Consider the following 13,624-nt stretch of genomic DNA (forward strand, 5'->3'; position numbering starts at 1 on the left):
GTTCGGTCTGAACGGAGAATGCGCAAGTCCCGTGCCACTGCGTGACCGCTGGTTGCGGCCGATCTCGCAAAAATGGCCCCGTAAAATGGTCAGACTTATTCCGGCCACAGGCGGGCAGCGCCGCGCATGCCGCTTTCCCCGCCATGACGGGCTACGGCCATCCGGGTCTTCGGCGCGGCCGCCAATGCCCAGGTCCCCCAGCGCCGCGTCACCGATTCGCACAGGCCGGGCAAGGCGGACAGGCCGCCGCCGACCACCACCATGTCGGGGTCCAGCAGGTTCAGAACCGGGGCCAGCGCGCGGGCCAGCGCATCGGCATGGCGTGTCAGCGTCGCGGTTGCGGCCGGATCACCTGCCAGGGCGCGGGCGGCGATCTCCTGCGGGTCCGCCGCATTGCTGGTGCCGTCGCCCCCGGTCAGATGCCGGTGCAGGCGTGACAGCCCGGCTCCGCACAGCACGGTCTCCAGGCATCCGGTCTTGCCGCAGCCGCAGGGCACCGGCGGACCGTCGGCTTCCTCGCGCCAGGGCAGGGGGGCATGGCCCCATTCGCCGGCCAGCCCGTTGGCCCCCGGCAGGATGCGTCCGTCCACCACGATGCCGCCGCCGACGCCGGTGCCCAGGATGACCCCGAACACCACCGCCGACCCGACCGCGGCGCCGTCTGTCGCCTCCGACAGGGTGAAGCAGTTGGCGTCGTTGGCGATCCGCACCGGGCGGCCGATCCGCCGCGCCACGTCCTCGGCGAAGGGACGGCCGGCGAGCCAGGGCAGGTTCACCGCGCGCACCATGCCGGCGGGGGGATCGACGATGCCGGGCAGGCTGATGCCGACGCCGCCGGTGCCGAACGGGTCGAGCGCCGCCACCGTCTCCGCCAGGGCGTCCAGCGTGGCGTCGTAATCGCGGGGGGTGGGGCGGCGGTGGCGGGCCAGTTCCGCGCCGTCCGCGCCGAGCGCCACGGCCGCGATCTTGGTGCCGCCCAAATCGATTCCGACTCGCATGCCTGTCGCCGTCCAGATGGAGATTCAATCGAGGATTTCGGGGGCAACCCTATACCGCTCCCCCGTCCGGCGGACCAGCGGCGCGTTCGTGCCGGAAGGGTCAGTCCACCCACCCCGGAAGAGAGGGGGCTACCGCCCTTTGCTCTGTCGGGGCTTGGGGGGCGCATCACTAGAGTCACACAAGCGCTTCCTTCACTGATCGGCGTCTTGAGATGTCCATGGACCGTTCTGCCCCGAAACACACTTCGCGCGCCCGGCGCGCCGCTCCGGGCCACCACGATCCCGTTCACGATTCCGCCGGTGCCGCGGCATCGGCTGCCGAAATCCGTGATGGACTGGTATTGGCCTTCCTGGCCCGCAAGAGGCTTCTGGTGCTGGTCGGCGATGCGGGGTCGGGCCGTCCCGCCCTGTTCCGGCAGCTGGTGGAGCATGTGGAGGCCGATGGCGCCATGGCGCTGCCGGTCACGGCCTCGGTCGGTGCCGAAGTGGAGGATCTGGTCGCTGCCGCCGGTGCCGGGGCGCTGCCCGATCTGGCGCCGGGCGAGGATGGCGAGGGCGATTTCGACGCGCTGATCGCCGCATTGGAGGACCGGCTGGAACTGGCCGGGTCCGGCTTGCTGGCGGTCGACAACGCCACCGTGCTCGCCCCGCCGGTGCTGGCCGATCTGGTCGACCTGACGCGGGCCGAGACGCCGGCCGGCCGTTTCCTTCAGGTTCTTCTCTGCGGCACGCCGGAGTTGGAAGGGACGTTGGCGCGCGCCGGGCTGGCCGATGAGCTGCGCGACATGGGCGTGATCTACCGGATGGCGCCGGGCGGCGGTTTTCCCGACGAGTTGCCGTCGATGTCCGCCGTGCAGGCTGCGCCGCGTCCGGCGCCGATGCTGGCCGTTCCGCCCCAGGTGCAGGAGGCCGATCCGGCCTGGGTGGATCGTCGCGGTCCGCAGCAGGCCCCGCAGCAGGCCCCAGCCCAGCCCGCCGCCACGCCGGCCAACGACTGGCCGAGGGACGGCTGGGCGGGAGACGGCAAATCGGGAGAGCATGACTGGAGCGACCGCGGTCCCGACGCAATGGCCGCAAGGGGAATGCAGGCCGGTGCCATGCCGGCGGACGCCATGCCCATCGGGGCCATGCGGGCGCCGCGCCGGACCGGGCTTTATGCCGGTGCGGCACTGACCACGCTGGTGCTGCTGGGTGCCGCCGGTGCGGCCATCGCCACCGCCGTGCCCGGCGCCTCCCCCGACCGCGCTCTGGCGCTGATCGAAGAGGGATGGGGCCGGGCGCGCGATGCGGTGGACCGTACGGTGCAGGGGCTGATCGGCAACGATGTTCCGTCCGCCAGCGGTCAGCATGCCGCGACCGATCTGCCGCCGGTTGCACCCTCCGCGCCGCCGCCCGCCGCCCAGCCGCCCGTGGCGCTCGGCGTCCAGCCCGGGCAAAGCAATGCCGCGCTCCCGGCCGCGCCGTCGCCGGCCGGCACACTGACCGTGACGAAGCAGGCCACAGCCCAGCCTTCGCCCCCCGCTCCCACTCAAACCGCTCCGGTGCAGACGGCAGCCTTGCCGCCGGTCCAATCGCAGGCGCCGGCCGCCGCACCCGTCGCTGCTGCCCCGGCAGCGCCGGCCGCAGGCAATGCGGAAGCGGCGCCGGGTGCCGCCTCGCTGCCGCCGCTGGAGGAGCCTTCCGCCACGCCGATTCCACAGGTGCCGCAGTCGGCCGTCCCGGATGCGGAGATCGCGCAGCGCGTACGCATGATGGTCGATCAGGCCCGCCGCCAGATCGCCGGCAAGCGCCTGACCACGCCACCCGGCGACAACGCCTATGAGACGGTGCAGCGCATCCGCCAGATCGCGCCGGCGGCGCCGGAGGCGACCGAACTGCTGGCCACCATGGAGGACACCTATCGCCGCTGGGCGATGCTGGCCGAACGTGACGGCGACTGGTCGGAAACCAAGCGCTTCTATGAGCGGGCGCAGATGCTTTCGCCCAACAGTCCGGACCTCGCGGAACGGATCCGCGCGGCGAGCGAGCAGCGCGCCTATACCGGTCCGGCCATGGGCGGTTCCGGAACGGCGGGTGGAAGCACGGCCGTGCCGGTGAGGGCGACACCGGGCCTGCAGGATCGCGAATCGGTGCTGGCCCTGCTGCGCAACCCGGCGGAGCTGTCGCGCACGCTGCAGGGCGGCGCCAGCCCCGACAGCCGGCTCGACAGCGGCAAGACCCTGCTGATGGTCGCGGCCGAACAGGGACTGACCGACGCGGTGCGCGTTCTGCTGGACCGGCGCGCCCGCAGCGACCTGCGCACCTCCGATGGGGCCACGGCCGTGATGTATGCCGCCTGGGGCGGCCATGACGCGGTCGTCCGGGCGCTGGCCGACGGCGGGGCGGACCTCGACACCACCAACAGCGACGGCAAGACGGCGCTGATGGCCGCCGCCGCCCGCGGCCACCAGGAGGTGGCGCGGACGCTGATCCAGCGCGGGGTGATGGTGGACCGCACCACCGCCTATGGCTGGTCGGCGCTGATGTATGCCGCCAACAACGGGCACGAGGCAGTGGCCAAGCTGCTGCTCGACCACGGCGCCAACCCGTACCGCATGGATGCCAACGGCAACTCCGCCCTGACCCTGGGCGCGCTGCAGGGGCATGTCCAGGTGGTGGAGGCTCTCAAGCCGCGCTGATCAGCCGCGCTCGGACAAGACGGTCACTGGTCGAGGCGGACGGAGCCGCGCCACATCCCGGCGCTCTGTCCGCCATTGCCGTAATGGAATACGCCCGGCCCATCCGGCTGGCCGTTGCTGAAACGCCCGGCGAAACGGCTGCCGTCGGTGAAGGTCATCACGCCATAGCCGGACATCAGGTCGCCTGACCATTCGCCCTCATAGGTTTGCCCGTTGGCGAAGCGGTAGACGCCCGCACCCTGGCGGATCGGCCGCCCCAGGCCCGAGCCCGATGAAGGCTGCACCCAGGTGCCTTCATAACGGTCGCCGGCCGAGAAACCATAGCTCCAATAGCGGCTGTCGGGCCGGCTGCGCGCCCGCTCCGCCGCGGTGCGGGCATCGCCAAGCGCGCGCATCGCCTGCTGCTGCGCCGCAACGGCCGGGCCGTCGGGCTCCGTGGATGCGGTGCCCGGCGGTGGCGTGGGGAAGCTGCGCGGCTCTTCCGTCCGGATCGGATCGGAACTGCCGGTGGCCGGCGGCTCGGCGGCCGGATCGCCGAAGGAGGGGCCGGCCTCCACGGTCCCGCGGGAACGGGCGGCCAGCGGCGACGGGTCGGCCCAGCGGGCGGCGAGGGTCCCGGCGGTGACGTAGCCGTTCCGCCCGGCCGAATCCCGCACGCGCAGCCAGCTGCCTTCCGGCACCGCCTCCAGCACCGTCACCACGGTGCCGGCCGGCAGCTGCGCAATGCCGCGGGCACCCACCGCCGGACGGTCGAACAGCACGCCGGACTTGGCCACCTCATACTCGCCCGGCGGCAGGCTGGGGCTGGTCACCGCCGGCGGCGGCTCCTTTGGGGGCGGCTCTTTCTTCGTCTGGGTGGGCTGGTCCTGGGGCGGCACGTCGGGCGATGGGGCGGCCGGCGGTTTCGGCGCTGCGGCGACGGCCGGCACCAGGACCAGCGTGGTGCCCAGCCGGTCCTGCAGCCAGGGCAGCTGGCGCCCTTCGCTGCGTTCGGCGACGGAGCGCGCCACCTCGGCCAGCGAATCGCGGAAGGTGACGCCGGGCTTGGTCATCTCGCGCGCCAGTGCGGCGGTGAAGGGAGCCGGCCCCTTGGCCGATTGCGGCGGCACCGGCGGCACTCCGGGACGGTGGGCATAGACGACGAACAGGCCGTCCGCTTCCATCGGCGTTCCCAGCGCGCCGCCGCCGACCCGCTGGGCCAGCGCGTCGGCCGTGCCCGGATCGATCACCACCACCGCCTTGCGCCCGCTGTCCCGCAGGTCGCCCAGCACCGTGTCGAGGTCCAGCGCCGTGCGCGGCAAATCCTCCGCCCCCGAGGGCGCGGCGTCCGCGGGCAGCAGATACTCCCGTTCCCCAAGCCCGACGGCGAGGCCGGTGTAGTAGACGAAGCCCAGGTCGGCGCCGGACAATGCCTCGCGGAATCGCTCCAGCGCCGACTCCATCGCCACCCGCCCGACATTGTCGGCCCGGGTCACCGCAAAGCCGGCCTTGCGCAGTGCGGACACCATCGCCCCCGCATTGGCGGCGGCCTGTTCCGACCGGCTGTCGAGCCCGCTGTAGCGTCCGTTGTCGATGACCAGCGCCACCCGCTTTCCGCTGTCGGCCGCGGCCGCGCCGAAGGGCAGGGCAGCCAGCAGCGCCGCGGTGAGAACAGTCCCCGCAAGGGTCCGTCTCCATGGCCGGGTGGTGGGGAATGCGGCGCTACGCGGCCGGGCAATCATGGTCAAGGCGTTCCGTCCTCCGTCTTCGCGGCGGCCTCCCGCAGGGCGCGACCATTCGTGCCGCCGCCCGCCGGGCTGCGTACCGCCGCCGGGAGCATAGCCTTTTCCGCTGCTCCGGGGCCCCGCTCTTTCGGGTCGTGAAGCGGTGGCGGCATTACCCCGCGCGGACAAGGGGCCTGCGCCTCGGCAGCGTTGCGGGTCCCGGCCCAACTCGCCGAACAAGCTCGCCGAAGGCGCGAGGTATCGCTTTCCCTTCGCGGCGAAGCCGCCTATATGACGCTCCTTCGCAGACAACGAGGTTCGCCATGCCGCCCGCAAAGCCGTCCGCCGTTCGGATGTCCGACACCGAAATCGCCCGCGTGCAGATGTACCTGCGCAAGACGCTGGGCAATCAGAAGATCGTGATCGAGCCGCCGGCCAAGGCCGGCCAGTCGGCCGAGGTGACGGTGGATGGCGAGTTTTTCGGCACGCTGAACCGTGACGAGGACGAGGGCGAGGTCTCCTACGCCCTGAACGTCGTCATCCTGGAAGAGGATCTGCCGGAGCCTCCGGCCATCCCGCGCCGCTGATCGCCGGCCTCTTCCCCGACCTTCTCCTGACGCCCTAGCGGCTGTGAGCGCGAAGCTCCGCCGCCAGGGCGGCCAGCAGGGTCTGCCCGCCCGACAAGGTCAGCCCGCGCACCAGCACGATCGCCTTGTGCCCGCCGCGCCGATGCATGACCAGCCGCACGTTGCGGCTGCCCGCGGCCTTCAGCTCCGCCTTCACCGCGTCGTTGGGCGCCACGTCGCCGGCGACCAGCTTCAATTCCGCCTTGTGTCCGTAATCGTGGGCCGGATCGATCCAGGCGACGAACAGCGGCTTGCCGCCGACCATCGGGTAGAGCGCCAGATCCCGGATCGTCTCATGCGGATGAATGCGGGCGCCGTCCACCGTCAATCCGCGCGCCGTCACGCCCAGCCGCACGGCCCGGCGCTGTACCGTCTCCGTCAGCGTCACCACCCACAACAGCAGTACCGGCACCGCACAGAACACGGCCAGCCACTGCAGCATGTCGGACAACTGTTCCGGCGCCAGCCCGGCCCCGGCGACGAAGCCCGTCGCCAGCAGCCCGGCGATCAGCAGATAGCGGGTGCGGATCACCGGCGTCAGCACCGGCCTCGCCACGAAGACGGCGCCGGCCGCACCGTCTTCGCGGGTGATCTCCAGACTGGGCGGTGGCTTGGCGGCTGGCATGTCGGCGGGATCGGAGCAGGGGCGGGGGCGTGATCCTGTTCCGGCCGCATGTTGGCCGTCCAGTTCTTTCGGGTGTTGCCCGAATCGGCCGCATACCCGCGCTGCGTGCCAGGGGCGGGGTTGCCGCTCGCCGCCTTGAAAATGGCGGGAGCCATGGTACTCTCGGGGGCAGGAGGTGACGCGAGCCGCTTTCCTGAATGACGGGACCGGTTTCCCGGCCCCGCCACGTGTGGCCTTACCGATCCTGGTCCGTGTTGAAGCCCGCTTCGAACTCGAACTTCAGCTTGAACCAGAAGCGGCCAAGCCACTTCAGGAATTTTCTCACTCGCGTCACCTCCTCTCGGTTGCCGGCCACGCATGGCGCGCGTCCGGTGGCGCGAGATTACAAGGCGTGCATCCGCATGCCAATTGCGGATCCTTGGAGAAATTGCCGCCTAGTTGTTTCTGGGCATTGCCGCCCCAGCTGCGCTTGGATCTGCGCCCCTGGTGCTGCAACCGGGGCGGTGGTAGCGTTCACGCAGGCGTTTTCAGACCGACCCGCTCAGCCTGACCTGCCGCGCCTGACCTGCCGCGAAGGACCGTCGCCCGTGACCTCCCCAAATCCGCTCGATGTCAGGGAGACGACCGCTCTCCGGCAAGGCTCGGCACAGTCCGTCCCGCCTGTGGTGGTGGAGGCGCGCAAGCTTTCGCTGGTCTACCCCACCGCGGACAAGCCGGTCACGGCATTGAGCGAGGTCGACCTGACCATCGCCCGGGGTGATTTCGTCTCGCTGATCGGTCCCAGCGGCTGCGGCAAGACCACGCTGCTGCGCGTGATCGCCGATCTGGAGCGGCCGACCTCCGGCCATATCGCCATCGAAGGCATGACGCCGGAGCAGGCGCGGCTGAAACGGCTCTACGGTTATGTCTTTCAGGCCCCGGCGCTGTACCCGTGGCGCACGGTGGAGCGCAACGTGATGCTGCCGCTGGAAATCATGGGACTGTCCAAGGCCGACCGGCAGCAGCGCGCCCGTGAACAGTTGGAGCGCGTCGGCTTGGTCGGCTTCGAGCGCAAGTTTCCCTGGCAGTTGTCCGGCGGCATGCAGCAGCGCGTCTCCATCGCCCGCGCTCTGGCCCTGCAGCCCGACCTGCTGCTGATGGACGAGCCGTTCGGCGCGCTGGACGAGATCACGCGGGACCATCTGAACCTGCACCTGACCCAGCTGTGGCGGGCGACCGGCAAGACCTGCGTCTTCGTCACCCATTCGATCGCCGAGGCGGTGTTCCTGTCCACCCGCATCGTGGTGATGAGTCCACGGCCGGGGCGCATCCTGGACGTCATCGACTGCAACACCCTGCCGCGCGAGCGCACGCTGGACATCCGCGAGTCGCCGGAATTCGCCGCCATCGCCCACCGCGTCCGCGAGGGGCTGAAGGAAGGGCACAGCTACGATGATTAGCCGCGTGCTTCCCGTGACGGTGATGACGCTGCTCCTGCTGGCGGCGTGGTACATCGGGGCGGCGTGGCTGAATTGGCCGCAGGCGGCGGAGACGCTGGCCCGCGCCGGCAAGCCCACCGGCTTTGGCCCCGCCGATTTCAAAGACGTGCTGGCCCAGGCTTATGCAATGAAGCGCCCGATTCTGCCCACCCCCGGTCAGGTGGTGGCGGAGTTGTGGAACTCCCTGACCGGCTACGCGCCGACCAGCCCGCGCAACCTGCTGTTCCACACCTGGGTGACGGCGGAAGCGGCGCTGACCGGGCTGGCGATGGGGCTGCTGCTGGGCATCCTGCTGGCTGCTGGCATCGTCTATACCCGCACGCTGGAGGCCAGCCTGCTGCCCTGGGTGATCGCATCGCAGACCATCCCGATCCTGGCCATCGCGCCGATGATCGTCGTCATCCTCGGCAACATCGGGCTGACCGGGCTGCTGCCGAAGGCGGTGATCTGCATGTACTTGTGCTTCTTCCCGATCACGGTCGGCATGGTGAAGGGGCTGCGGTCGGCCGATCCGCTGTGGCTCGACCTGATGCGGACCTATTCGGCCAGCGGGATGCGCGCCTTCTGGTCGTTGCGGCTGCCGGCTTCCATGCCGTTCCTGTTCGCCAGCCTCAAGGTGTCGGTCGCCATCAGCGTGGTCGGCGCCATTGTGGGCGAGCTTCCCACTGGCGGGCAGGCCGGATTGGGGGCACGGCTGCTGTCGGGATCCTATTACGGCCAGACCGTGCAAATCTGGGCGGCGCTGATCATGGCCTCGCTGCTGTCGGTGGCGCTGATCGCCGTCGTGCGCGGGCTGGAGCTGGTCCTGCTGGGCCGGGCGGGTGCGCGATGAGCGGTCTTGCGGCGAATTCCTACCGCACCAGCCTGCGCACGGCTGCGGACTGGGGGCTGGTCGCCATAGCCGTAGTGACACTGGCCGCATTGGCACTGCCGGTGGGCGCGCTGGGCGGTTCTTCTGTCGGCTGGTTCGGCGGGATGACGGGCGGGACGCTGGCGCCCTTGTTCCTGATCGGGGTGGTGCTGGCGGTCGTCGCCGGCCGGTCCGCGCCGAAGCGGGTCTGGGGCGCCTGGGTGGAGTTGGCCGGCGTGGCGCTGGCGTGGCTGCTGCCGCTGCATCTGCTGAACGAGGGGATGGACCTGTCTGCCGGCTGGGGGCTGTGGCTGTTCCTGATCGCGGCGACGCTGCTCTTGTGGCGGGTGATGGGGGTGCTGGCCGGGGTGCCGGGCTGGACACGTTCGGTGGTCGTGCCCGGCCTGTTCGGGCTCGGCCTGCTGGTGGGTTGGGAGGTGCTGGTCCGCGGCTTCCAAGTGCCGGCGATCCTGCTGCCGCCGCCAAGCCGCATCGCCGCGGCGCTGGCCGTCCATGCGCCGGTGCTGTGGGACGATTTCCGCCAGACCGTGCTGACCTCCGTCCTGCGCGGCTATGTGATGGGCTGCGGCGCCGGGTTCCTGGTGGCAATCCTTGCCGACCGCGTGCCATTTCTTGCCCGTGGGCTTCTGCCGCTCGGCAATCTCGCCAGTGCCATTCCGGTGGTCGGCATCGCGCCGATCATGGTCATGTGGTTCGGGTTCGACTGGCAGTCGAAGGCGGCGGTCATCGTCGTCATGACCTTTTTCCCGATGCTGATCAACACGCTGGCAGGGCTCGGCAACTCCGAACGCATCCAGCTCGACCTGATGCGCTCCTATGGCGCCAGCTATGGCCGGACGCTGGTCAAGCTGCGTCTGCCGAACGCGCTTCCATTCCTGTTCAACGGCTTGAAGATCAATTCCACCCTGGCGCTGATCGGCGCCATCGTGGCTGAGTTCTTCGGCACGCCGGTGGTCGGCATGGGGTTTCGCATCTCCACCGAGGTGGCGCGGATGAACCTGGACATCGTGTGGGCCACCATCACGGTGGCGGCGCTGACCGGTTCCGGCCTCTATGGCGGCTTGGCGTTGCTGGAACGGGCGACGACGGCCTGGCATCCATCGATGCGGGGGCGCTGAGCGCGCCTCGCGCAACCGTGCTGGCACGGCCATTGCTTAATTCCTGCCATTCCGTCCGGCAGGGGAGGTGGGCATGGCCGACATCGTCGTTCTCAAGCATGTCCGCCTGACGCGGGCGCTTCTGGCAATCGAAATGGCTGCGGCGTCGCTGGACGGCGAACTGGCTGCGTTGCGCAAAGCCGGCCAAGCCGGACTGCTGGGCGACCATGCCGAGGAGGCCACGCTTCTGCGCACCTATGTCCGCACCTTGCGCGTCCTGTTGCAGGCGATGACCCCCGACGAGGTGGACGAGGCGGGGCTCGGCGAACGCCATGCGTTGGCGGAAGCCGCGGTCGGCCGCTGTGCCGCGGCGTTGCGGGTGCTGGACCTGCCGGCGAGCGGCGGGCCGGTCAGCGGGATCGCCTGACGAATCACTGTCGCGAAGCCGACAGCGCCTTGACGCCTTCCGGCCACTACCATACTGCCGTATGGCAGGAATGCGGGGTGCCTTTCCCCTCTCCGCCGCCGGAACGCCGCGCTATAGTGGCAGGCCCAACGAACAGTCGGATCCCGCCGACAAAGGTGCAGGCATAAAAGGGCGCGATGAGGCTTCTCGTTTCCGATCTGACCCACCGTTATGACGATCTGACCGTCCTGGACGGCATCGACCTGACTCTGGCGGAGGGTGAAATCCTGGCCGTGATCGGCCCCAGCGGCTGCGGAAAATCGACCCTGCTCGGCATCGCCGGCGGCATCGTCGCCCCGACCTCCGGCAGCATCCGGGTGGAGGGGGAGGTGCCGGACGGCTGCCTGAACCCCATCACCTTCATCTTCCAGGACTTCGCCCTGCTGCCCTGGCGCACGGTGGAGGACAACATCGCCCTGGTGCTGGAGCATCACCCGCTCTCCACCGCCGAGCGGCGCGAGCGCATCGACAGCGGCCTGCGCCGCATGGGGCTGTCGGAGTTCCGCAAGGCCCTGCCCAAGCAGCTGTCCGGCGGCATGCGCCAGCGGGTCGGCATCGCCCGCGCGCTGGCGGTGCGCCCGGCGATGTTGTTGCTGGACGAGCCGCTGTCGGCGCTGGACGCCCAGACGCGCGAGCTTCTGATGGATGATTTCCTGGAATTGTGGCGGCGGGAGAAGACCACCGCCCTCTATGTCACCCACAATCTGGACGAGGCGCTGCGGCTGGCCGACCGTGTCTGCGTGCTGAGCCGCCGCCCCGGCCGCATCCGCGAACTGGTCACCATCGAGGAGCCGCGGGAACGTCGGCAGGAACCGTCGGCCCAAGCCCATCTGGCCGAAGTGCGCGACCGCCTGTGGCACCTGATGAAGGCCGAAGCCCAGATGGCCGACCGGGAGATCGCCCGTGCCTGACAGCCTGAACCCGACCGCAGTTTCGACGGCCCCATCCCTGGGCCAGCCCGTCCGCTTCCGCGGCGGCGGTTTTACCGTAAAACGCCATCCCTGGGCGGCGCTGGCCGCCTTCGCCCTGCTGATCGCGATTTGGGAGGGGGCGAGCCGCCTCGGCCTTGCCAGCCCGCTGTTCCTGCCGCCACCGAGCGCAGTTGGCCGCGCGCTGTCCGGCATGGTGACGGACGGCTCGCTGTGGCTGAACCTGAAGGCGTCGCTGGCGCGCATCGCCGTCGGCTGGGTGCTGGGCACGGCGGGCGGCATGCTGGTCGGCTTCGCCATGGGCATTTTCTCCACCGCCCGCGCGGTGGGGGTGCCGCTGGTGTCGGCCTTCTTCCCGATCCCCAAGATCGCGCTTCTGCCGCTGTTCATCCTGTGGTTCGGCATCGGCGAGCCGTCGAAATTCGCCACCATCGGCTTCGGCGTCTTCTTCCCCACCGTCATCGCCACCTACAGCGCCATCGATTCCGTGCCGCGCAACCTGATCCGCATGGCGCAGAGCTTCGGCCTGCCCTGGCGCTCCATTCTGCGCTCCATCGTTCTGCCGGGTGCCTTGCCGGGCATTCTGGCCGGCTTCCGCATCACCGCGTCCATCGCGCTGATCCTGGTGGTGGCGGCGGAGATGATCGGGGCGGAATACGGCATCGGCGCCTTCGTGCTGATGGCCGGCAACCTGATGCAGACCGACACGCTGCTGGCCGGCGTGCTGGTCCTGTCGCTGCTGGGACTCGCCATCGGCACCGTGCTGTCGCAGCTTGAACGGCGCCTGCTGAACTGGCGTTGACCGGTTTTTTCCCAAGAAACTGAACCATCCATCGGGAGGATTTCCGTCCATGACCGCCGCCATGACCGTGGCCCGCCTCACCCGGCGCGCCCTGATCGCCACTGCCGGCGCGGCTTTCGCCGCCGGCACCCTGATGTCCGCCGCGCTGGCGCAGCCGCTGGAGAAGGCGACGGTCGGCGTGCTGGCGCTGTCCTCCTCCGGGCCGATCTTCATCGCCAAGGCGAAGGGCTATTTCGAAAAGGAAGGGCTGGACGTCGAACTGAAGATGTTCACCTCGGCCCAGCAGGTGCCGGTCGCGGTGACCTCGGGCGATGCAGATTTCGGGGTGACCGGCCTGACCGCCGGCTTCTACAATCTCGCCTCCAAGGGTGCCGTCACCATCATCGCGGCGCAGAGCCGCGACGAACCGGGCTTCCCCCTCAGCGCCTATGTGGCGACCAACGCCGCCTATGACGCCGGGTTGAAGGCGCCGGCCGACCTGAAGGGCAAGCGGATCGCCATCACCACGGTGGGCTCGACCTTCCACTACATGATCGGACTGCTGGCGCAGAAGCACGGCTTCACGGTCAAGGACGTGACGATGGTACCGCTGCAGGACGTGCCGAAGATGGTCGCCGCCTTCAAGGGCGGGCAGGTCGATGCCGTCATCGCGCCGTCCACCGTGTCGCGGCAGCTGGTGGCCGACGGCGCCGGCAAGATCCTGGGCTGGGTCGGCGACGAGACGCCCTGGCAGCTGGGCGCCCTGTTCACGTCGCCGAAGACGATGAAGGACCGTCGTCCACTGGTGGAGAGGTTCATGCGCGCCTACAAGACGGCGCTGGCCGAATACCACGCCGCATTCAATGGCAAGGACGCCTCGGGCGCTCTGGTGAAGGGCCCCGGCTATGACGAGCTGCTGGGCATCATCGCCGACGCCACCAAGCAGAAGCCGGACATCGTCGCCGCCGGCCTGCCCTATGTCGACCCGCAGGCCCGCCTTCTGGTGGACGACATCGTCAACCAGGTGAAGTTCTGGCAGTCCGAGGGACAGGTCGACAAGGCGCTGGATCCGAAATCGGTGATGGATCTCAGCGTCGCCGGGCAGTGAGGGCGGATTGCCTTTCCTGCCGGATCAAGCCCTCTCCCCCCGGGGAGAGGGTTGGGTGAGGGGGAAGCGAAACGAGGATCTTCAAGAGGCGTGACGTACTGGCCCTGCAATCAGCGTCACGCTGTGCATCCCCCTTGTATCTGGAATGGGTCCCTGTTTCGTGATGGAACTTGGATAGCGCCGGGTCCGGTGGCCACCGGACCCGGCGCGAGGCGGACGGCGCCCGACGCCCCTCAGGCCACAACCGTGGGTGAGCCATGGGAC

General features: G+C 69.9%; 12 protein-coding genes. 9 read left to right on the forward strand and 3 right to left on the reverse strand.

Going from position 1 to position 13,624, the window contains the following annotated elements; translation table 11 throughout:
* Positions 1-95: 95 nt before the first annotated feature.
* A complete protein-coding gene (locus VD964_RS07550) occupies positions 96-998 on the reverse strand; it encodes an ROK family protein (RefSeq protein WP_324867161.1) in 903 nt (300 codons plus the stop codon).
* A 218-nt stretch (positions 999-1,216) separates the two neighbouring features.
* On the opposite strand from VD964_RS07550, the gene VD964_RS07555 reads away from it, so the two are divergent.
* On the forward strand, positions 1,217-3,676 hold the full coding sequence (locus VD964_RS07555; RefSeq protein WP_324867163.1) for an ankyrin repeat domain-containing protein: 2,460 nt from the start codon (positions 1,217-1,219) through the stop codon (positions 3,674-3,676).
* Positions 3,677-3,699: 23 nt separating this feature from the next.
* Here the strand turns inward: VD964_RS07555 and VD964_RS07560 are convergent, their stop codons facing one another.
* Positions 3,700-5,397, reverse strand: a complete 1,698-nt coding sequence (locus VD964_RS07560; protein ID WP_324867189.1) for a caspase family protein — start codon at positions 5,395-5,397, stop codon at positions 3,700-3,702.
* Positions 5,398-5,702: 305 nt separating this feature from the next.
* Here VD964_RS07560 and VD964_RS07565 point away from each other — a divergent pair, with 305 nt between their 5' ends.
* The gene (locus tag VD964_RS07565; RefSeq protein ID WP_324867165.1) at positions 5,703-5,966 is read left to right on the forward strand and encodes a DUF3126 family protein; all 264 of its coding nucleotides are present in this window, start codon (positions 5,703-5,705) and stop codon (positions 5,964-5,966) included.
* Between the two features lie 34 nt (positions 5,967-6,000).
* On the opposite strand, the gene VD964_RS07570 is transcribed toward VD964_RS07565, so the two are convergent.
* Positions 6,001-6,630, reverse strand: a complete 630-nt coding sequence (locus VD964_RS07570; RefSeq protein ID WP_324867167.1) for a hypothetical protein — start codon at positions 6,628-6,630, stop codon at positions 6,001-6,003.
* Between the two features lie 587 nt (positions 6,631-7,217).
* Between VD964_RS07570 and VD964_RS07575 the strand changes: the two genes are divergently transcribed.
* The 7 genes from VD964_RS07575 (at position 7,218) to VD964_RS07605 (ending at position 13,360) form a co-directional block, all read left to right on the forward strand.
* Positions 7,218-8,069, forward strand: a complete 852-nt coding sequence (locus VD964_RS07575; RefSeq protein ID WP_414637106.1) for an ABC transporter ATP-binding protein — start codon at positions 7,218-7,220, stop codon at positions 8,067-8,069.
* Positions 8,062-8,940: an ABC transporter permease gene (locus VD964_RS07580; RefSeq protein WP_324867169.1), complete on the forward strand. Its 879-nt coding sequence runs from the start codon at positions 8,062-8,064 to the stop codon at positions 8,938-8,940. The genes VD964_RS07575 and VD964_RS07580 overlap by 8 nt, the downstream gene beginning before the upstream one ends.
* Positions 8,937-10,097, forward strand: coding sequence for an ABC transporter permease (locus tag VD964_RS07585; protein ID WP_324867171.1), 1,161 nt, complete (start codon positions 8,937-8,939; stop codon positions 10,095-10,097). Before VD964_RS07580 ends, VD964_RS07585 begins: the two co-directional genes overlap by 4 nt.
* Positions 10,098-10,170: 73 nt before the next feature.
* Positions 10,171-10,503, forward strand: coding sequence for a hypothetical protein (locus tag VD964_RS07590; RefSeq protein WP_324867173.1), 333 nt, complete (start codon positions 10,171-10,173; stop codon positions 10,501-10,503).
* Positions 10,504-10,679: 176 nt separating this feature from the next.
* Positions 10,680-11,453: an ABC transporter ATP-binding protein gene (locus VD964_RS07595; protein ID WP_310114915.1), complete on the forward strand. Its 774-nt coding sequence runs from the start codon at positions 10,680-10,682 to the stop codon at positions 11,451-11,453.
* Complete coding sequence (locus VD964_RS07600; RefSeq protein WP_324867177.1) at positions 11,446-12,273, forward strand: ABC transporter permease; 828 nt, start codon at positions 11,446-11,448, stop codon at positions 12,271-12,273. Before VD964_RS07595 ends, VD964_RS07600 begins: the two co-directional genes overlap by 8 nt.
* A gap of 49 nt (positions 12,274-12,322) precedes the next feature.
* The gene (locus VD964_RS07605; RefSeq protein WP_324867179.1) at positions 12,323-13,360 is read left to right on the forward strand and encodes an ABC transporter substrate-binding protein; all 1,038 of its coding nucleotides are present in this window, start codon (positions 12,323-12,325) and stop codon (positions 13,358-13,360) included.
* Positions 13,361-13,624 lie beyond the last annotated feature (264 nt).

The organism is Azospirillum sp. (assembly GCF_035628975.1).
In the GTDB taxonomy this organism is placed as follows: Bacteria; Pseudomonadota; Alphaproteobacteria; order Azospirillales; family Azospirillaceae; genus Azospirillum.

Bases quoted from the DNA above. Each gene is read 5' to 3' on its own strand.
- VD964_RS07550 (WP_324867161.1), bottom strand. From the start codon at position 998: ATGCGAGTCGGAATCGATTTGGGCGGCACCAAGATCGCGGCCGTGGCG.
- VD964_RS07555 (WP_324867163.1), top strand. From the start codon at position 1,217: ATGGACCGTTCTGCCCCGAAACACACTTCGCGCGCCCGGCGCGCCGCT.
- VD964_RS07560 (WP_324867189.1), bottom strand. From the start codon at position 5,397: ATGATTGCCCGGCCGCGTAGCGCCGCATTCCCCACCACCCGGCCATGG.
- VD964_RS07565 (WP_324867165.1), top strand. From the start codon at position 5,703: ATGCCGCCCGCAAAGCCGTCCGCCGTTCGGATGTCCGACACCGAAATC.
- VD964_RS07570 (WP_324867167.1), bottom strand. From the start codon at position 6,630: ATGCCAGCCGCCAAGCCACCGCCCAGTCTGGAGATCACCCGCGAAGAC.
- VD964_RS07580 (WP_324867169.1), top strand. From the start codon at position 8,062: ATGATTAGCCGCGTGCTTCCCGTGACGGTGATGACGCTGCTCCTGCTG.
- VD964_RS07585 (WP_324867171.1), top strand. From the start codon at position 8,937: ATGAGCGGTCTTGCGGCGAATTCCTACCGCACCAGCCTGCGCACGGCT.
- VD964_RS07590 (WP_324867173.1), top strand. From the start codon at position 10,171: ATGGCCGACATCGTCGTTCTCAAGCATGTCCGCCTGACGCGGGCGCTT.
- VD964_RS07595 (WP_310114915.1), top strand. From the start codon at position 10,680: ATGAGGCTTCTCGTTTCCGATCTGACCCACCGTTATGACGATCTGACC.
- VD964_RS07605 (WP_324867179.1), top strand. From the start codon at position 12,323: ATGACCGCCGCCATGACCGTGGCCCGCCTCACCCGGCGCGCCCTGATC.